Source organism: Enterobacter sp. AG326 (assembly GCF_004362415.1).
GTDB classification, from domain to species: domain Bacteria; phylum Pseudomonadota; class Gammaproteobacteria; order Enterobacterales; family Enterobacteriaceae; genus Enterobacter; species Enterobacter asburiae.
The window spans coordinates 345,253-360,136 of sequence record NZ_SNXG01000003.1 but is presented as its reverse complement, the minus strand read 5'-3'; the positions used below and the strand labels follow the sequence as shown (position 1 = coordinate 360,136).

Below are 14,884 nucleotides of genomic sequence, written 5' to 3'. Positions count from 1 at the left end.
GAATTCCCTCTCCCTGCGGGAGAGGGTTAGGGTGAGGGCAAATTACTGCGCCTTAGCCGCCTCAGTTTGTTGAGTTTGAGTTGGCTCCAGCTGGAAGACCACATCCACCTGATCGTCGAACTGAATGGTTGGCTGCTCATAGGTTTCCTGAGCGGACACCGGGGCTGCATCAGCCTTCATCATACGTACCATCGGGCTTGGCTGGTAGTTAGAGACGTGGTAACGCACGCTGTAAACCGGGCCGAGCTTGCTCTTAAAGCCAGAAGCCAGCTGTTCCGCCTGGTGAATGGCATCATCAATCGCCGCTTTACGCGCTTCGTCTTTGTATTTTTCCGGTTGCGCAACGCCCAGCGACACGGAACGAATTTCGTTCAGACCCGCCTTCAGCGCGCCATCCAGCAGCGAGTTAAGCTTATCCAGCTGACGCACGGTCACTTCGACGGTACGCACGGCACGGTAGCCTTTCAGGATGCTTTTTCCATTCTGGTAGTCGTAATCAGGTTGAGTACGCAGGTTCGCGGAGTTGATATCCTTTTTACCTACACCGTTCTGCTCGAGGAAAGAGAGGTATTGCGCAACACGATCGTCAGCCTGCTTCTTGGCAGTTGCCGCATCTTTCGCAGCGACATTGACTTCAATTGCCAGCGTTGCAACATCGGGTACCGCGTCCACGCTTGCGGTGCCTGAAGTGACGATGTGCGGGCCATCCGGCAGTTCACTTGCCTGCACCGACACCGCACCAAAACTTACTAATGCCGCCAGGGCCATCACCTTAAACTTCACTGTTATTCCTCCATGTTGCGAAGAGTGCCCATTAACAGGGCGCATGCCAGCAAGCTTAGCGGGTCTTGTTCAGTTGTCCATAAGACAAGGATTAGTTGAACAATTCCTGAACGTGGTGAATCCCCTCTTTTGCCAGCTGAAAGGCAATAAACCACATCACCAGCCCCACCAGCGTATTTATGATGCGCTGGGCTTTGGCCGTACGCAGACGAGGTGCCAGCCATGCAGCCAGAATGGCGAGGCCGAAGAACCAGAGGAAAGAGGCGCTAACCGTGCCAAGCGCAAACCAGCGCTTCGGCTCAACGTCCAGCTGCCCGCCCAGGCTGCCCAGCACCACGAAGGTGTCCAGATAAACATGCGGATTAAGCCAGGTGACCGCCAGCATGGTGACGATAATCTTCCAGCGGCCCTGCTTCATGACTTCCGCGCTCGCCAGTTCGAGGTTGGTGCTCATCGCGGTTTTCAGGGCACCAAAACCGTACCAGAGCAGAAACGCCACGCCGCCCCAGGTGACCAGCGCCAGCAGCCAGGGAGACTGCATCAGCAATGCGCTGCCGCCAAAAATCCCGGCACAGATCAGCAGTAAATCGCTAACCGCGCACAGCAGGGCAATCATCAGATGATACTGGCGGCGGATGCCCTGGTTCATCACGAACGCATTTTGTGGGCCAAGGGGGAGGATCATGGCCGCACCTAAGACAAGCCCTTGAAAGTAATAAGATAACATGACGAAATTCTCACAGTGTTGTTCTGGAAGGAGACTATACTGCGCGAATCACATTAGAGGAAATGGATAATATTAATTGGGGATTAGCAGTGCTTATAAAAATAAAGCCCGGTGTCGCTAGCGCTTACCGGGCCTGTGAGTGAAGTTATTCTGCTTCTTTAACTTTTTTGACGTTTACGTCCATATGCGGGTACGGGAAGCTGATGCCGTTGGCATCGAAGTCGCGCTTAATGCGCTCCAGCACGTCCCAGTATACGTTTTGCAAATCGCTGCTTTTGCTCCAGATACGAACCACGAAGTTAATGGAGGAAGCGCCCAGTTCGTTCAGGCGAACCGTCTGCTCTTTGTCTTTCAGAATGCGATCGTCTGAAGCAATGATGTTGCTAATCAGCGACTTCACCTGATCGATGTCAGAGTCGTACGCCACGCTGATAATCAGTTCGTTACGACGCACCGGTTCACGGGAGAAGTTAATGATGTTGCCCGCGATGATTTTCCCGTTCGGCACAACCACGATGCGGCCATCGACGGTACGCATGGTCGTTGAGAAAATCTGCACCTGCAGCACGGTCCCGGCAATGCCGCCAAGGTCAACGTATTCGCCGGAGCGGAACGGACGGAAGGTGACCAGCAGAACGCCTGCCGCCAGGTTTGACAGCGAGCCCTGCAGCGCCAGACCAATGGCCAGACCGGCGGCACCGAGAACGGCAATGACGGAGGCGGTCTGCACGCCCACACGGCCCAGCGCCGCAATCAGCGTAAAGGCGATAATGCCGTAGCGCACCAGTGCGGAGAGGAAGTCAGCCACCGTGGCGTCAATGTGACGGGCCAGCATTACGCGGTTAACCGCGTTCGATACGATACGCGCCACGATCATCCCGACGATGATGATGGCAAACGCCGCGACGATGTTCACGGCATAGCTCAGCAGCAGCGCCTGGTTGCGCACCAGCCAGTTACCGGCGTTATTGATGCTGTCTACAACATCGAGTTGTTCCATTTATTCTTCCTTTTGTTAAACCAAAACACAAAATCCATCCCCCATGGAGACAGGCAGGTCCGTAAAGGGTAAACAAAAAGCGCAAGTATTGCCAAACAGATCACAAAAACCGGCCTGGCAGGGTATTGAAAAAGCATAAAAAAAGGCCCGCATTTGCGGGCCTTCTGATGCTGTTAGCAGCTCAAATTACAGAACGTCTACCGCGTTCAGCTCTTTGAATGCCTGCTCCAGACGAGTAATCATAGAAGTCTGGGCAGCGCGCAGCCATACGCGTGGATCGTAGTATTTCTTGTTCGGCTGGTCTTCGCCTTTCGGGTTGCCCAGCTGACCCTGCAGGTAAGCTTCGTTGGTTTTGTAGTACTGCAGGATACCGTCCCATGTTGCCCACTGGGTGTCGGTATCGATGTTCATTTTCACTACGCCGTAGCTTACGGAGTCTTTGATTTCCTGAGCAGAAGAACCGGAACCGCCGTGGAAGACGAAGTTCAGGCTGTTGTGCGGCAGGTTGTGTTTCTTAGAAACGTATTCCTGAGAATCACGCAGGATAGTCGGGGTCAGAACCACGTTACCTGGTTTGTAAACGCCGTGTACGTTACCGAAGGACGCTGCAATGGTGAAGCGTGGGCTGATTTTGCTCAGCTCGGTGTAAGCGTAATCAACGTCTTCTGGCTGGGTGTACAGTGCAGAAGCGTCCATGTGGCTATTGTCCACGCCGTCTTCTTCACCACCGGTGCAACCCAGTTCGATTTCCAGGGTCATGCCCATTTTGGCCATGCGCGCCAGGTATTTGGAGCAGATTTCGATGTTTTCGTGCAGTGACTCTTCAGACAGGTCGATCATGTGAGAAGAGAACAGTGGCTTACCGGTAGCCGCGAAGTGTTTTTCACCCGCGTCCAGCAGACCGTCGATCCACGGCAGCAGTTTCTTCGCGCAGTGGTCAGTATGCAGGATAACTGGAACACCGTAGTGTTCAGCCATCTGGTGTACGTGGTGCGCACCAGAGATAGCGCCCAGGATTGCAGCACCCTGAGGAATGTCAGTTTTAACGCCTTTACCTGCGATGAACGCAGCGCCGCCGTTAGAGAACTGAACGATAACTGGCGCTTTAACTTTAGCAGCAGTTTCCAGTACGGCGTTGATGGAGTCGGTACCCACGCAGTTAACTGCTGGCAGAGCGAAGTTGTTTTCTTTAGCTACCTGGAACACTTTCTGTACGTCATCACCAGTGATAACGCCAGGTTTTACGAAATCAAAAATTTTAGACATGTTGCTTAGTCCTGTATCTTCGGCCGTTAGAAAAGGTGCGAGCTCTTAAAAGCGCGCTGAAAATTGGGCAGGTTTCCCTGCCCTTGAATGGCTTACTTCTTAGCGCGCTCTTCGAGCATTGCTACTGCTGGCAGTACTTTGCCTTCCACGAATTCGAGGAATGCGCCGCCACCAGTGGAGATGTAGGAGATCTTGTCAGCGATACCGAACAGGTCGATTGCTGCCAGGGTGTCACCACCGCCTGCGATAGAGAACGCTTCGCTGTCTGCGATAGCGTTAGCAACGATTTCAGTACCTTTGCGGAAGTTCGGGAATTCGAACACGCCAACAGGACCGTTCCACAGGATAGTTTTTGCGTTTTTGAGGATTTCAGCCAGTTTCTGTGCAGAAACGTCGCCCAGGTCCAGAATCTGCTCTTCATCTTTGATGTCGTTAACAGATTTCAGGGTCGCGGTTGCGGTTTCGGAGAACTCGGTCGCAACGCGGACGTCAGTTGGAACCGGGATATCGCAGGTGCTCAGCAGGCGTTTGGCTTCGTCAACCAGGTCTGCTTCGTAAAGGGATTTACCTACGTTGTGGCCCTGAGCGGCAACGAAGGTGTTCGCGATACCACCGCCAACGATCAGCTGGTCAGCGATTTTAGACAGGGAATCCAGAACGGTCAGTTTGGTAGAAACTTTAGAACCACCAACGATAGCCACCATTGGACGAGCAGGTTCTTTCAATGCTTTACCCAGCGCTTCCAGTTCGTCAGCCAGCAGAGGACCGGCACACGCTACGTCTGCGAATTTACCGATACCGTGGGTTGACGCCTGCGCACGGTGAGCCGTACCGAATGCATCCATCACGAATACGTCGCACAGTGCAGCGTATTTTTTGGACAGGGTTTCGTCGTCTTTCTTTTCGCCTTTGTTGAAGCGAACGTTTTCCAGAACAACCAGTTCACCGGCTGCAACTTCAACGCCGTCCAGGTAATCTTTCACCAGGCGAACCGGGTTGGACAGCTTGTCTTTCAGGTAATTAACCACTGGCAGCAGAGAGAACTCTTCGTTGTACTCGCCTTCAGTTGGACGACCCAGGTGGGAGGTGACCATCACTTTCGCGCCCTGCTTCAGAGCCAGTTCGATGGTTGGCAGAGATGCACGGATACGCGCGTCGCTGGTCACTTTGCCATCTTTAACCGGTACGTTCAGATCGGCACGGATGAAAACGCGTTTACCAGCCAGATCCAGATCGGTCATCTTAATTACAGACATGGTGAATCCTCTCGTTGATTCTTAAAGTTTTGCAGACGCACAATGCGTCTTACCTGAAACCTTGAGCGGCCATTGCTAACGTGGTGTCGAGCATTCGGTTAGCAAAGCCCCATTCGTTATCACACCAGACCAGCGTCTTGATAAGGTGTGCGCCACTAACTCTCGTTTGCGTGCCATCGACGATGGCGCTGTGCGGGTCGTGGTTAAAATCTACTGAGACCAACGGTAATTCCGTATAGTCAACTATACCATGAAATGCCCCCTGTGCCGCTTTTTGCAGCAACAGGTTGACTTCACAGGCTTTTACCGGTTTTTTCACCGTCACGCTAAGATCGATTGCGGTGACGTTAATCGTCGGGACACGCACGGCAATCGCTTCAAATCGGTCATTAAACTGCGGAAAAATTCGGGTGATCCCTGCCGCCAGTTTCGTGTCCACCGGAATGATTGACTGGCTCGCCGCGCGAGTGCGTCGTAAATCCGGATGGTAGGCGTCGATAACCTGCTGATCGTGCATGGCGGAGTGAATCGTGGTCACGGTGCCAGATTCAATGCCATACGCATCGTCTAACAGTTTGATGACCGGAATAATGCAGTTGGTGGTACAGGAGGCGTTGGAAACAATGCGGTGTTCGGCCTGAAGCTCATGCTGGTTGACACCAAACACGACGGTCGCGTCGAGGTCGTTACTGCCGGGATGAGAAAACAGGACTTTTTTCGCGCCGGCAGCCAGATGTGCTTCGCCATGTTCGCGGTTGCCGTAGACACCGGTACAGTCAAGCACTACATCCACACCCAGCTCACGCCACGGTAGCCCGGCGATGCTGCTCTCATGCAGTACGCGGATGGCATCGTCGCCGACAAACAGCCGATCTCTTTCCTGGCGAACATCCCAGGCAAAGCGTCCATGGCTGGTGTCATATTTCAACAAATGCGCCATGCCCGTAGCATCCGCCAGTTCATTGATTGCCACCACGGTTATTTCCGCCCGACGTCCTGATTCATATAAAGCACGAACCACATTACGTCCGATGCGACCGAAGCCATTAATCGCTACGCGTACGGTCATAGATCTCCTGCAAAGCAATCCCTGAGTTTGAGGTGGCTGAAAGAGTAATCCAGCTACGCCCGAAGGGGAATCCTTGCTGTCACAAACTGCGATTGATTGGTCAATTGTCGAACATTTAATCGACTGAAACGCTTCAGCAAGAATAAGCGAATCGGGAAATAAAAGGAATGTCTGTCCAGATGAATAAGCGAGCTATATGACTTGCGTCACATTTTAGGTGGAATAATGGCGGCAAGGTAAAAGCAAAACGGTAACCGAGAGGTTACCGTTTTTTAGTGTATGCACCCTCTCCCCGTGGGAGAGGGTTGGGGTGAGGGCATCAGCCCGCACCGTACAAACGATTACAGCAGTTCTTTCGCTTTCGCGACAACGTTCTCAACGGTGAAGCCGAACTCTTCGAACAGTTGTTCTGCAGGAGCCGATTCACCGAAGGTGGTCATACCGACGATAGCGCCGTTCAGGCCCACGTATTTGAACCAGTAGTCAGCGATACCCGCTTCCACTGCCACACGCGCGGAAACCGCTTTAGGCAGAACGGATTCGCGGTAAGCGGCATCCTGCTTGTCGAACGCGTCGGTAGACGGCATGGAGACCACGCGAGCCTTCACGCCTTCGGCAGTCAGTTTTTCCCACGCTGCAACCGCCAGTTCAACTTCAGAACCGGTGGCGATGAAGATCAGCTCTGGCTGGCCCGCGCAATCTTTCAGCACGTAACCACCGCGAGCGATGTTCGCCAGCTGCTCAGGCGTACGCTCCTGCTGTGCCAGGTTCTGACGGGAGAGGATCAGCGCGGTTGGACCGTCCTGACGCTCAACGCCGTATTTCCACGCCACCGCGGATTCCACCTGGTCACATGGACGCCATGTGCTCATGTTCGGGGTCACGCGCAGGGAAGCCACCTGCTCTACCGGCTGGTGAGTTGGACCATCTTCGCCCAGACCGATGGAGTCGTGGGTGTAGACCATCACCTGACGCTGTTTCATCAGCGCGGCCATACGCACGGCGTTACGTGCATATTCGACAAACATCAGGAAGGTAGAGGTGTACGGCAGGAAACCGCCGTGCAGGGAGATACCGTTGGCAATCGCGGTCATACCGAATTCACGTACACCGTAATGGATGTAGTTACCGGCAGTATCTTCGTTGATTGGCTTAGAACCAGACCACAGGGTCAGGTTAGATGGTGCCAGGTCAGCGGAGCCGCCCAGGAATTCTGGAAGCCATGGGCCGAACGCTTCAATCGCATTCTGAGATGCTTTACGGCTCGCGATTTTAGACGGGTTCGCCTGCAGCTTAGCGATGAATTCGTTCGCTTTCGCGTCGAAGTCAGACGGCATTTCACCTTTCATACGACGGGTGAATTCAGCCGCTTCCTGTGGGAACGCTTTCGCATAGGCAGCGAATTTCTCGTTCCAGGCAGATTCTTTCGCCTGGCCTACTTCTTTTGCATCCCACTGAGCGTAGATCTCAGATGGGATTTCGAATGCAGGGTGTTTCCAGCCCAGCGCTTCGCGGGTCAGTGCGATTTCCGCATCACCCAGCGGCGCGCCGTGGGAGTCGTGAGTACCCGCTTTGTTCGGGGAGCCGAAGCCGATGATGGTTTTGCACATCAGCAGGGACGGTTTGTCCGTCACCGCGCGCGCTTCTTCCACGGCACGTTTAATCGAGTCAGCATCGTGACCATCAACGCCACGCACTACGTGCCAGCCGTAGGCTTCGAAACGTGCTGCGGTGTCGTCGGTGAACCAGCCTTCAACGTGACCGTCGATGGAGATACCGTTGTCGTCATAGAACGCAACCAGTTTGCCCAGCTTCAGGGTACCTGCCAGGGAGCACACTTCGTGAGAAATGCCTTCCATCATGCAGCCGTCGCCCATGAACGCGTAGGTGAAGTGGTCTACGATGTCGTGACCAGGACGGTTGAACTGCGCCGCCAGCGTCTTCTCAGCAATCGCCATACCCACAGCGTTAGCAATACCCTGACCCAGCGGGCCGGTGGTGGTTTCTACGCCAGCGGTGTAACCCACTTCCGGGTGACCTGGAGTTTTAGAGTGCAGCTGACGGAAGTTTTTCAGCTCTTCAATTGGCAGATCGTAGCCGGTGAGGTGCAGCAGGCTATAGATCAGCATTGAGCCGTGGCCGTTGGACAGCACGAAGCGGTCGCGGTCAGCCCATGACGGGTTCTGCGGGTTGTGGTTCAGGAAATCACGCCACAGGACTTCGGCGATATCAGCCATACCCATAGGAGCCCCTGGGTGGCCGGATTTGGCTTTCTGTACTGCGTCCATGCTCAGCGCACGAATAGCATTAGCAAGCTCTTTACGTGAGGACATTTTAACTCCAGATCGGACTGTTAAAGGCCATGCCCTTGACGACAGCGCGTTTTGGGCTACGCCGGAAAAAAGTGCCAACAATGTAACCCAAGCCGCAAGTCATGTACATGGAGCATTCTTTTGCTTGTTAAGAAATCTCTGGATCATGCTCGCATGTTGCGCAATCTGCTCGCCCGGCCCTGCAGATATTCCTTATACTTAGCCCGACACCGGCTTCGCTGACGGTGCCCTTTTCGGATTTTATTCAGTTTAACGAGTACGGAAGCAACCTCATGAAAATGCGTGCAATAGTGCTGGCCCTGGGTACAACGCTCCTGCTGAGCGGCTGTCAGAATATGGATTCTAACGGTCTGATGACGTCAGGCGCAGAGGCCTTTCAGGCCTATTCGCTGAGCGATGCGCAGGTGAAAGCGCTGAGCGACCAGGCCTGTAAAGATATGGACGGAAAAGCCACGCTTGCGCCGGCTAACAGTACCTACACGCAGCGTCTGAATAAGATTGCTTCCGCGCTGGGCGACAACATCAACGGCCAGCCGGTGAACTACAAGGTGTACATGGCGAAAGACGTGAACGCCTTCGCGATGGCGAACGGCTGTATCCGCGTCTATAGCGGGCTGATGGACATGATGACCGACAACGAAGTGGAAGCGGTGATCGGCCACGAAATGGGCCACGTTGCCCTGGGACACGTGAAGAAAGGGATGCAGGTTGCGTTAGGCACCAATGCCATCCGCGCAGCGGCGGCCTCAGCGGGCGGTATCGTTGGCAGCCTGTCGCAGTCACAGCTTGGCGACGTGGGAGAAAAACTGGTTAACTCTCAGTTCTCACAGCGTCAGGAGTCCGAGGCGGATGACTACTCCTACGATCTGTTGCGCAAACGCGGCATTAATCCATCAGGTTTAGCCACCAGCTTTGAAAAACTGGCCAAGCTGGAAGCGGGACGCCAAAGCTCCATGTTTGACGATCATCCGGCTTCGGAAGAACGTGCACAGCATATTCGCGACCGTATGGCCGCAGACGGAATTAAATAATTTTAGAAGGAGGCAGTTTTGCCTCCTTTTTATTTCGCATGAATTGTTAACTTAACAGCACGTATCGATAACACCTCTGAAAGCCCTGCCAAATCTGCCCTATCGCATTGAAATGTCTGGTCACATAATTATTGCAAAGGTCACTTTTTCCGGTAATTATCACCCCCGCAGTTATTCAAATTAATATATCCAGACAGAGACGTTCCCTCCGTGAAAAAAGAATTATCATTAATTGCTTTAAGTTTATTTGCCGCATTACCTGCCGCTGCAAGCCAGCAATCCGACAGTCAGGGTTTTATTGACGACAGCCATCTGGATCTGTTTTTACGCAATGCGTATATCAGCCGCGACTACCATCAGGGCCAGCAGGACAAAGCCGAATGGGGTCAGGGGATCATCGCCACGTTCGCATCCGGCTATACCGAAGGGCTGGTGGGCTTTGGTGTGGACGGTATTGCTCAATACGGCGTGCGCCTGGACGGCGGCCGTGGCAAAAGCGGCGCAGGCGGCATCGACTTCTTTAAACAGGAAGATGATGGCCGGGCAAAATCCGATCTGGCAAAATTTGGCGCCACCGCCAAAATGCGTATATCAAACACCGTGCTGAGCTACGGAAATCAGCGTCCAGAGCTGCCTATCATTAATGCCGACAGCTCCCGCCTGCTGTTTGAAAGCTACACCGGCACCATGCTGACCTCGAAAGAGATCGACGGTCTGGAAGTCAACGCTGGTTACTTCACCGACGAGCAGCGTAAAAGCGATGACCGCCACGACAGCGGGCTGAAGAGCCTCTCCTTCGGCGGTGCGAGCTATCAGTTTAACGACCAGTTCAGCGGCGCGCTGTACGCCTCTCATAATGAAGAGGTAATGAACAAGCAGTACCTGGGCATGAACTTCAAACAGCCGTTTAGCACCGGGCAGCAGCTGGTGCTCGACTTCAACGGCTATAACTCCCGTCTGGACCAGAGTTACGCGGACAGCCTCGACACGGGCCGCAGCAACACCATCTGGAGCCTGGCGGCGAGCTACATCTGGGACATTCACACGTTCAAAGTGGCGTACCAGCAGAGCAGCGGCAGCACCGGCTACAACTACGGCGGCTATCGCGACAAGGGCGGCGTGGGTGACGGCGGTAACACCATCTGGCTGGCGAACTCCTACTGGTCTGATTTTAACGGCGAAGATGAACGTTCCTGGCAGGCATCCTACGGTCTGGACTTTGCCGGCCTTGGCTTACCGGGCCTGAGCTGGACCACCGCCTACGTGCGCGGCGATAACATCAAAACCTCTGAAAGCAGCAACGGTAAAGAGCACGAGTGGTTTAACCAGATCCAGTACCAGGTGCAGGATGGTCCGGCGAAGGATCTGAAGCTGAAGCTGCGTTACTCCGTACTGCGCGTCTCCGGCAACGCCAGCGAGTACAACGTAGGCGGGGATGAGATCCGCGCTTACGTGGAATACCCGTTTAACGTGTTCTAAAGGCAATAAAAAACCTCTCAATAGAGAGGTTTTTTTTCACGCAAGGCGAGGCTTATTCGCCTTTTTTGGCTGCCTGAATGTAGAGCATTTCCAGCGCCAGAGTCGCTGCGGCCAGCGCGGTGATCTCGGACTGGTCGTACGCAGGCGCCACTTCCACCACGTCCATCCCGACAATGTTCAGATCCTTCAGGCCGCGTACCAGCTTAATGGCACGATCTGAGGTCAAACCGCCGATGACCGGCGTACCGGTGCCCGGTGCAAATGCCGGATCCAGGCAGTCGATGTCGAAGGTCAGATACACAGGCATATCACCCACGATCTGCTTCACCTGAGCGATGATGTCGTCGACGCCGCGATCGTTAACCTGGCCCGCGTCCAGCACGGTGAAGCCGTTGTCTTTGTCGAACTCGGTGCGGATGCCGATCTGCACGGAGTGGTTCGGGTCGATCAGACCTTCGTTCGGCGCGGTGAAGAACATAGTGCCATGGTCAAACTCGCAGCCGTTCGCGTAGGTGTCGGTATGCGCATCGAAGTGCACCAGCGCCATTTTACCGAAGTGCTTCGCATGAGCGCGCAGCAGCGGCAGGGTCACGAAGTGGTCACCGCCGAAGGAGAGCATGCGCTTACCGGCAGCCAGCAGCTTCTCGGCGTGCGCCTGCAGCTTCTCGCTCATCTCACGCGCGTCGCCGAAGGCGTACACCAGGTCACCGCAGTCCACCACGTTCAGGCGCTCGCGCATGTCGAAGTTCCACGGGAAGCGGTTATGCTCCCAGGCCAGGTTCGTGGAAACCTGACGGATTGCTGCCGGGCCGTGACGACCACCCGCGCGACCGGACGTTGCCATGTCGAACGGCACACCGGTGATCACCCAGTCAGCGTCGCTGTCGTACGGCTGGAAGTTCATCGGAAGGCGTAAAAAACCAAACGCGTTAGATACCAGAGAGTTATCGTACTGATGACCTAAAGTGCTCATGTCCTGACCTCTTTTAAAGTCGATACATTAAAAACAGATGAAAAAAAATCCCCTCCGCGTCGTTAAACCCGACGAGGAAGGGATTGATTCGTAAATCGCTTATTGGGACGAATTATCGCCGGTAATGCATACGGGTTCAAGTGAGTATAGCATTCTGCCGGATGACGGCTTCGCCTTACCTGGCCTACGTTCGTAGGCCAGGTAAGCGCAGCGCCACCGGGCATCAGCGGCTACTCGTCTTCCAGGTACGTGTACCCGTACAGACCCGCTTCAAACTCTTCCAGGAACTGCTGCTGGAGCGCATCGTCCAGCCCGGTGTTTTTCACCTGGTCGCGGAACTGGGTGAGCAGTTTTTTCGGATCCAGCTGAACGTATTCCAGCATGTCCGCCACGGTGTCCCCTTCATCGGACAGCTCGATTTCCACGTTGCCGTCAGGGAACACGAACACGTCCACCGCTTCGGTATCACCGAACAGGTTGTGCATGTTGCCGAGGATCTCCTGATACGCGCCGACCATAAAGAAGCCCAGCATCGGCGGGTTCTCCGGGTCGTATTCCGGCATTGGCATCGTCGTTGCGATACCGTCGCCGTCGACGTAGTGGTCGATGGCACCGTCGGAGTCACAGGTGATGTCCAGCAGCACCGCACGGCGTTCCGGCGCGTGGTTCAGCCCTTCCAGCGGCAGAACCGGGAACAGCTGGTCGATACCCCAGGCATCCGGCATCGACTGGAACAGCGAGAAGTTGACGTAAATCTTATCCGCCATACGCTCCTGCAGCTCGTCGATAATCGGACGGTGCGCGCGGTTGCTCGGGTCGAGCTGTTTCTGCACTTCATGGCACATGTTCAGGTAGAGCTGCTCCGCCCACGCGCGCTCCTGCAGGCTGAAGGTGCCTGAAGAATAACCCACGTGAATGTCATGCAGATCCATCTGGCTGTCGTGCAGCCATTCGCGCAGGGAACGACGCGTGCCCGGCTCGTGCATCTCCTGCCAGGTTTCCCACATGCTTTGCAGGGAACGCGGGGCATCGTCTGCCGGAGGCGTTGCCTCGGAGATTTCGCTACGCTCAACGCCGATGATGTTAGAGACCAGCACCGTATGGTGCGCGGTCACCGCGCGACCGGATTCGGTGATCACCGTCGGGTGCGGCAGGCCGTTCTCTTCACAGGCATCGCCGATCGCCCAGATGATATTGTTCGCGTATTCGTTCAGGCCGTAGTTCACCGAGCAGTCAGACTGCGAGCGGGTCCCTTCGTAGTCCACGCCGAGGCCACCGCCCACGTCGAAGCACTGAATATTCACGCCAAGCTTGTGCAGCTCCACGTAGAACCGCGCGGATTCACGAACGCCGGTGGCGATGTCGCGAATATTCGCCATCTGCGAGCCGAGGTGGAAGTGCAGCAGTTGAATGCTGTCCAGACGACCGCGCTCGCGCAGGATTTCCACCAGCTGCAGCACCTGGTTTGCCGCCAGGCCAAACTTGGATTTTTCACCGCCGGAGGACTGCCATTTACCGGAACCTTGTGACGCCAGACGCGCACGCACGCCAAGGCGCGGCACCACGTTCAGACGCTCGGCCTCTTCCAGCACGATGGCGATTTCGGTCATCTTTTCGATAACCAGATAGACCTTGTGGCCCATCTTCTCGCCAATCAGCGCCAGACGAATGTATTCACGGTCTTTATAGCCGTTACAGACGATCACTGAACGGGTCATGCCCGCATGCGCCAGAACCGCCATCAGCTCCGCTTTGGAACCTGCTTCCAGGCCCAGCGGCTCGCCGGAGTGGATCAGGGATTCAATCACGCGGCGGTGCTGGTTCACCTTGATCGGGTAAACCAGGAAGTAGTCGCCTTTATAGCCGTAGGATTCACGCGCGCGCTTGAACGCGGCGTTAATAGAACGCAGGCGATGTTGCAGGATCTGCGGGAAGCAGAACAGTGCAGGCAAACGCTGGCCCTGAGCCTCACGGGCTTTCACCAGTTTCGCGAGATCCACGCGCGCTTCAGGGACGTCCGGATCCGGGCAGACGCTGATGTGGCCCAGTTCGTTAACGTCGTAGTAGTTATTGCCCCACCAGGCAATATTGTAAGTGCGCAGCATCTTGCTGGCTTCCTCGGAGCTCATCGCAACCTCCTGCATAGAACGTAGTACACCCTGTTCGCCCGCTGACGAAGGCGAAAAAGAAGACATGTCGTCAGACATAGCGAACCTCAACTCTTTGTATTAAGTGTAAAACAGTTGACTACTATCGCAGCGTTATACGGCGATAACAACCCATAAACGGCTCCGTTTCCCAGCAGAGTATGCTGAAAACCAGACCGTGCGACCGGTTTCTTATTCATATCATTGTAAAACACGTATCCGAACTCTGTATGACAAGGTTCGGCGAAACCACGAGAAAACTCTTGTATTAACAAGAGCGCCCTTGTTCAGTTTTCACAAAGCGTGACCGGCCCTGGAATCCTGAGAAGCGCCGAGATGGGTATAACATCGGCAGGTTTGCAGACTAGAAATGCGGGTTGCGGGAATCAAATACGCGCCAGAACGGCTGCGCTGAATGTGCGGAAAACGATGGTTCATTATCTCGTATCACCTCCACGGCCGCCTCTGCTGAAACGGACCACAAGCCAAAGCTAAAAGTTCACTGCTTAACCCGGCTGGAAGTGGCGACACGATGAGTTCATCGAGCGCTTATTTTATATGAGCCGCGCGCCGCGTTTTATACCGAGAACAGGGGTAAAATGCAAAAGATAAATGTGCGTGTTGCCGGGGCCGTCAGGAATTATTGCCAGCAGCAATTTCAACCGAGTGAGAGGTTAGTCAAAAAAAACTGGAAATCGGGCGAAGAAGTGACCTAAAATAGCCATCCAGATGTTAATCCATCTATACTGATTAACACTCATACTGCCAGTGTCAAAAACCTGCAGGCCTTGGTAGAATTATCTCCTTTGGCTATTCCACA

The 14,884-nt window shown here is 54.6% G+C and carries 12 protein-coding genes and 1 pseudogene; 2 read left to right on the top strand and 11 right to left on the bottom strand.

Annotated features, from left to right (window positions below):
* Positions 1 to 42: 42 nt before the first annotated feature.
* The 7 genes from DFO52_RS13205 to tkt form a co-directional block, all read right to left on the bottom strand.
* On the bottom strand, positions 43 to 783 hold the full coding sequence (locus DFO52_RS13205) for an oxidative stress defense protein (RefSeq protein WP_029739214.1): 741 nt from the start codon (positions 781 to 783) through the stop codon (positions 43 to 45).
* Between the two features lie 91 nt (positions 784 to 874).
* On the bottom strand, positions 875 to 1,510 hold the full coding sequence (gene argO / locus DFO52_RS13200; protein ID WP_133550534.1) for an arginine exporter ArgO: 636 nt from the start codon (positions 1,508 to 1,510) through the stop codon (positions 875 to 877).
* A gap of 145 nt (positions 1,511 to 1,655) precedes the next feature.
* Positions 1,656 to 2,510 carry a small-conductance mechanosensitive channel MscS gene (locus DFO52_RS13195; RefSeq protein ID WP_133550533.1) on the bottom strand — a complete coding sequence of 285 codons (855 nt, stop codon included), beginning with the start codon at positions 2,508 to 2,510 and terminating at the stop codon, positions 1,656 to 1,658.
* Between the two features lie 186 nt (positions 2,511 to 2,696).
* Complete coding sequence (gene fbaA / locus DFO52_RS13190) at positions 2,697 to 3,776, bottom strand: class II fructose-bisphosphate aldolase (RefSeq protein ID WP_029739216.1); 1,080 nt, start codon at positions 3,774 to 3,776, stop codon at positions 2,697 to 2,699.
* Between the two features lie 92 nt (positions 3,777 to 3,868).
* On the bottom strand, positions 3,869 to 5,032 hold the full coding sequence (gene pgk, locus DFO52_RS13185; RefSeq protein WP_023333323.1) for a phosphoglycerate kinase: 1,164 nt from the start codon (positions 5,030 to 5,032) through the stop codon (positions 3,869 to 3,871).
* Between the two features lie 49 nt (positions 5,033 to 5,081).
* Complete coding sequence (gene epd / locus DFO52_RS13180) at positions 5,082 to 6,101, bottom strand: erythrose-4-phosphate dehydrogenase (protein ID WP_029739217.1); 1,020 nt, start codon at positions 6,099 to 6,101, stop codon at positions 5,082 to 5,084.
* Positions 6,102 to 6,442: 341 nt separating this feature from the next.
* Positions 6,443 to 8,434 (bottom strand): transketolase, encoded by a 1,992-nt coding sequence (gene tkt, locus DFO52_RS13175; protein ID WP_133550532.1) that lies wholly within the window; start codon positions 8,432 to 8,434, stop codon positions 6,443 to 6,445.
* A 272-nt stretch (positions 8,435 to 8,706) separates the two neighbouring features.
* Between tkt and DFO52_RS13170 the strand changes: the two genes are divergently transcribed.
* Both DFO52_RS13170 and DFO52_RS13165 read left to right on the top strand, forming a co-directional pair.
* The gene (locus DFO52_RS13170) at positions 8,707 to 9,465 is read left to right on the top strand and encodes a M48 family metallopeptidase (protein WP_021242066.1); all 759 of its coding nucleotides are present in this window, start codon (positions 8,707 to 8,709) and stop codon (positions 9,463 to 9,465) included.
* 210 nt (positions 9,466 to 9,675) lie between these two features.
* Positions 9,676 to 10,944, top strand: coding sequence for an OprD family outer membrane porin (locus DFO52_RS13165; RefSeq protein ID WP_133550531.1), 1,269 nt, complete (start codon positions 9,676 to 9,678; stop codon positions 10,942 to 10,944).
* Positions 10,945 to 10,996: 52 nt separating this feature from the next.
* On the opposite strand, the gene speB is transcribed toward DFO52_RS13165, so the two are convergent.
* The 4 genes and pseudogenes from speB to DFO52_RS23425 all read right to left on the bottom strand — a co-directional run.
* Positions 10,997 to 11,917, bottom strand: coding sequence for an agmatinase (gene speB, locus DFO52_RS13160; protein ID WP_014071686.1), 921 nt, complete (start codon positions 11,915 to 11,917; stop codon positions 10,997 to 10,999).
* A gap of 230 nt (positions 11,918 to 12,147) precedes the next feature.
* On the bottom strand, positions 12,148 to 14,124 hold the full coding sequence (gene speA, locus DFO52_RS13155; protein WP_023309121.1) for a biosynthetic arginine decarboxylase: 1,977 nt from the start codon (positions 14,122 to 14,124) through the stop codon (positions 12,148 to 12,150).
* Positions 14,125 to 14,132: 8 nt separating this feature from the next.
* Entirely contained in the window at positions 14,133 to 14,264 is a 132-nt protein-coding gene (gene yqgB / locus DFO52_RS13150; protein WP_127312443.1) for an acid stress response protein YqgB, read from the bottom strand.
* 94 nt (positions 14,265 to 14,358) lie between these two features.
* Positions 14,359 to 14,448 (bottom strand): annotated as a pseudogene (locus tag DFO52_RS23425) (hypothetical protein); the annotation flags it as partial.
* Between the last annotated feature and the right edge of the window lie 436 nt (positions 14,449 to 14,884).

Bases quoted from the DNA above. Each gene is read 5' to 3' on its own strand.
- argO (WP_133550534.1), bottom strand. From the start codon at position 1,510: ATGTTATCTTATTACTTTCAAGGGCTTGTCTTAGGTGCGGCCATGATC.
- DFO52_RS13195 (WP_133550533.1), bottom strand. From the start codon at position 2,510: ATGGAACAACTCGATGTTGTAGACAGCATCAATAACGCCGGTAACTGG.
- fbaA (WP_029739216.1), bottom strand. From the start codon at position 3,776: ATGTCTAAAATTTTTGATTTCGTAAAACCTGGCGTTATCACTGGTGAT.
- pgk (WP_023333323.1), bottom strand. From the start codon at position 5,032: ATGTCTGTAATTAAGATGACCGATCTGGATCTGGCTGGTAAACGCGTT.
- epd (WP_029739217.1), bottom strand. From the start codon at position 6,101: ATGACCGTACGCGTAGCGATTAATGGCTTCGGTCGCATCGGACGTAAT.
- tkt (WP_133550532.1), bottom strand. From the start codon at position 8,434: ATGTCCTCACGTAAAGAGCTTGCTAATGCTATTCGTGCGCTGAGCATG.
- DFO52_RS13170 (WP_021242066.1), top strand. From the start codon at position 8,707: ATGAAAATGCGTGCAATAGTGCTGGCCCTGGGTACAACGCTCCTGCTG.
- speB (WP_014071686.1), bottom strand. From the start codon at position 11,917: ATGAGCACTTTAGGTCATCAGTACGATAACTCTCTGGTATCTAACGCG.
- speA (WP_023309121.1), bottom strand. From the start codon at position 14,124: ATGTCTGACGACATGTCTTCTTTTTCGCCTTCGTCAGCGGGCGAACAG.
- yqgB (WP_127312443.1), bottom strand. From the start codon at position 14,264: ATGAATAAGAAACCGGTCGCACGGTCTGGTTTTCAGCATACTCTGCTG.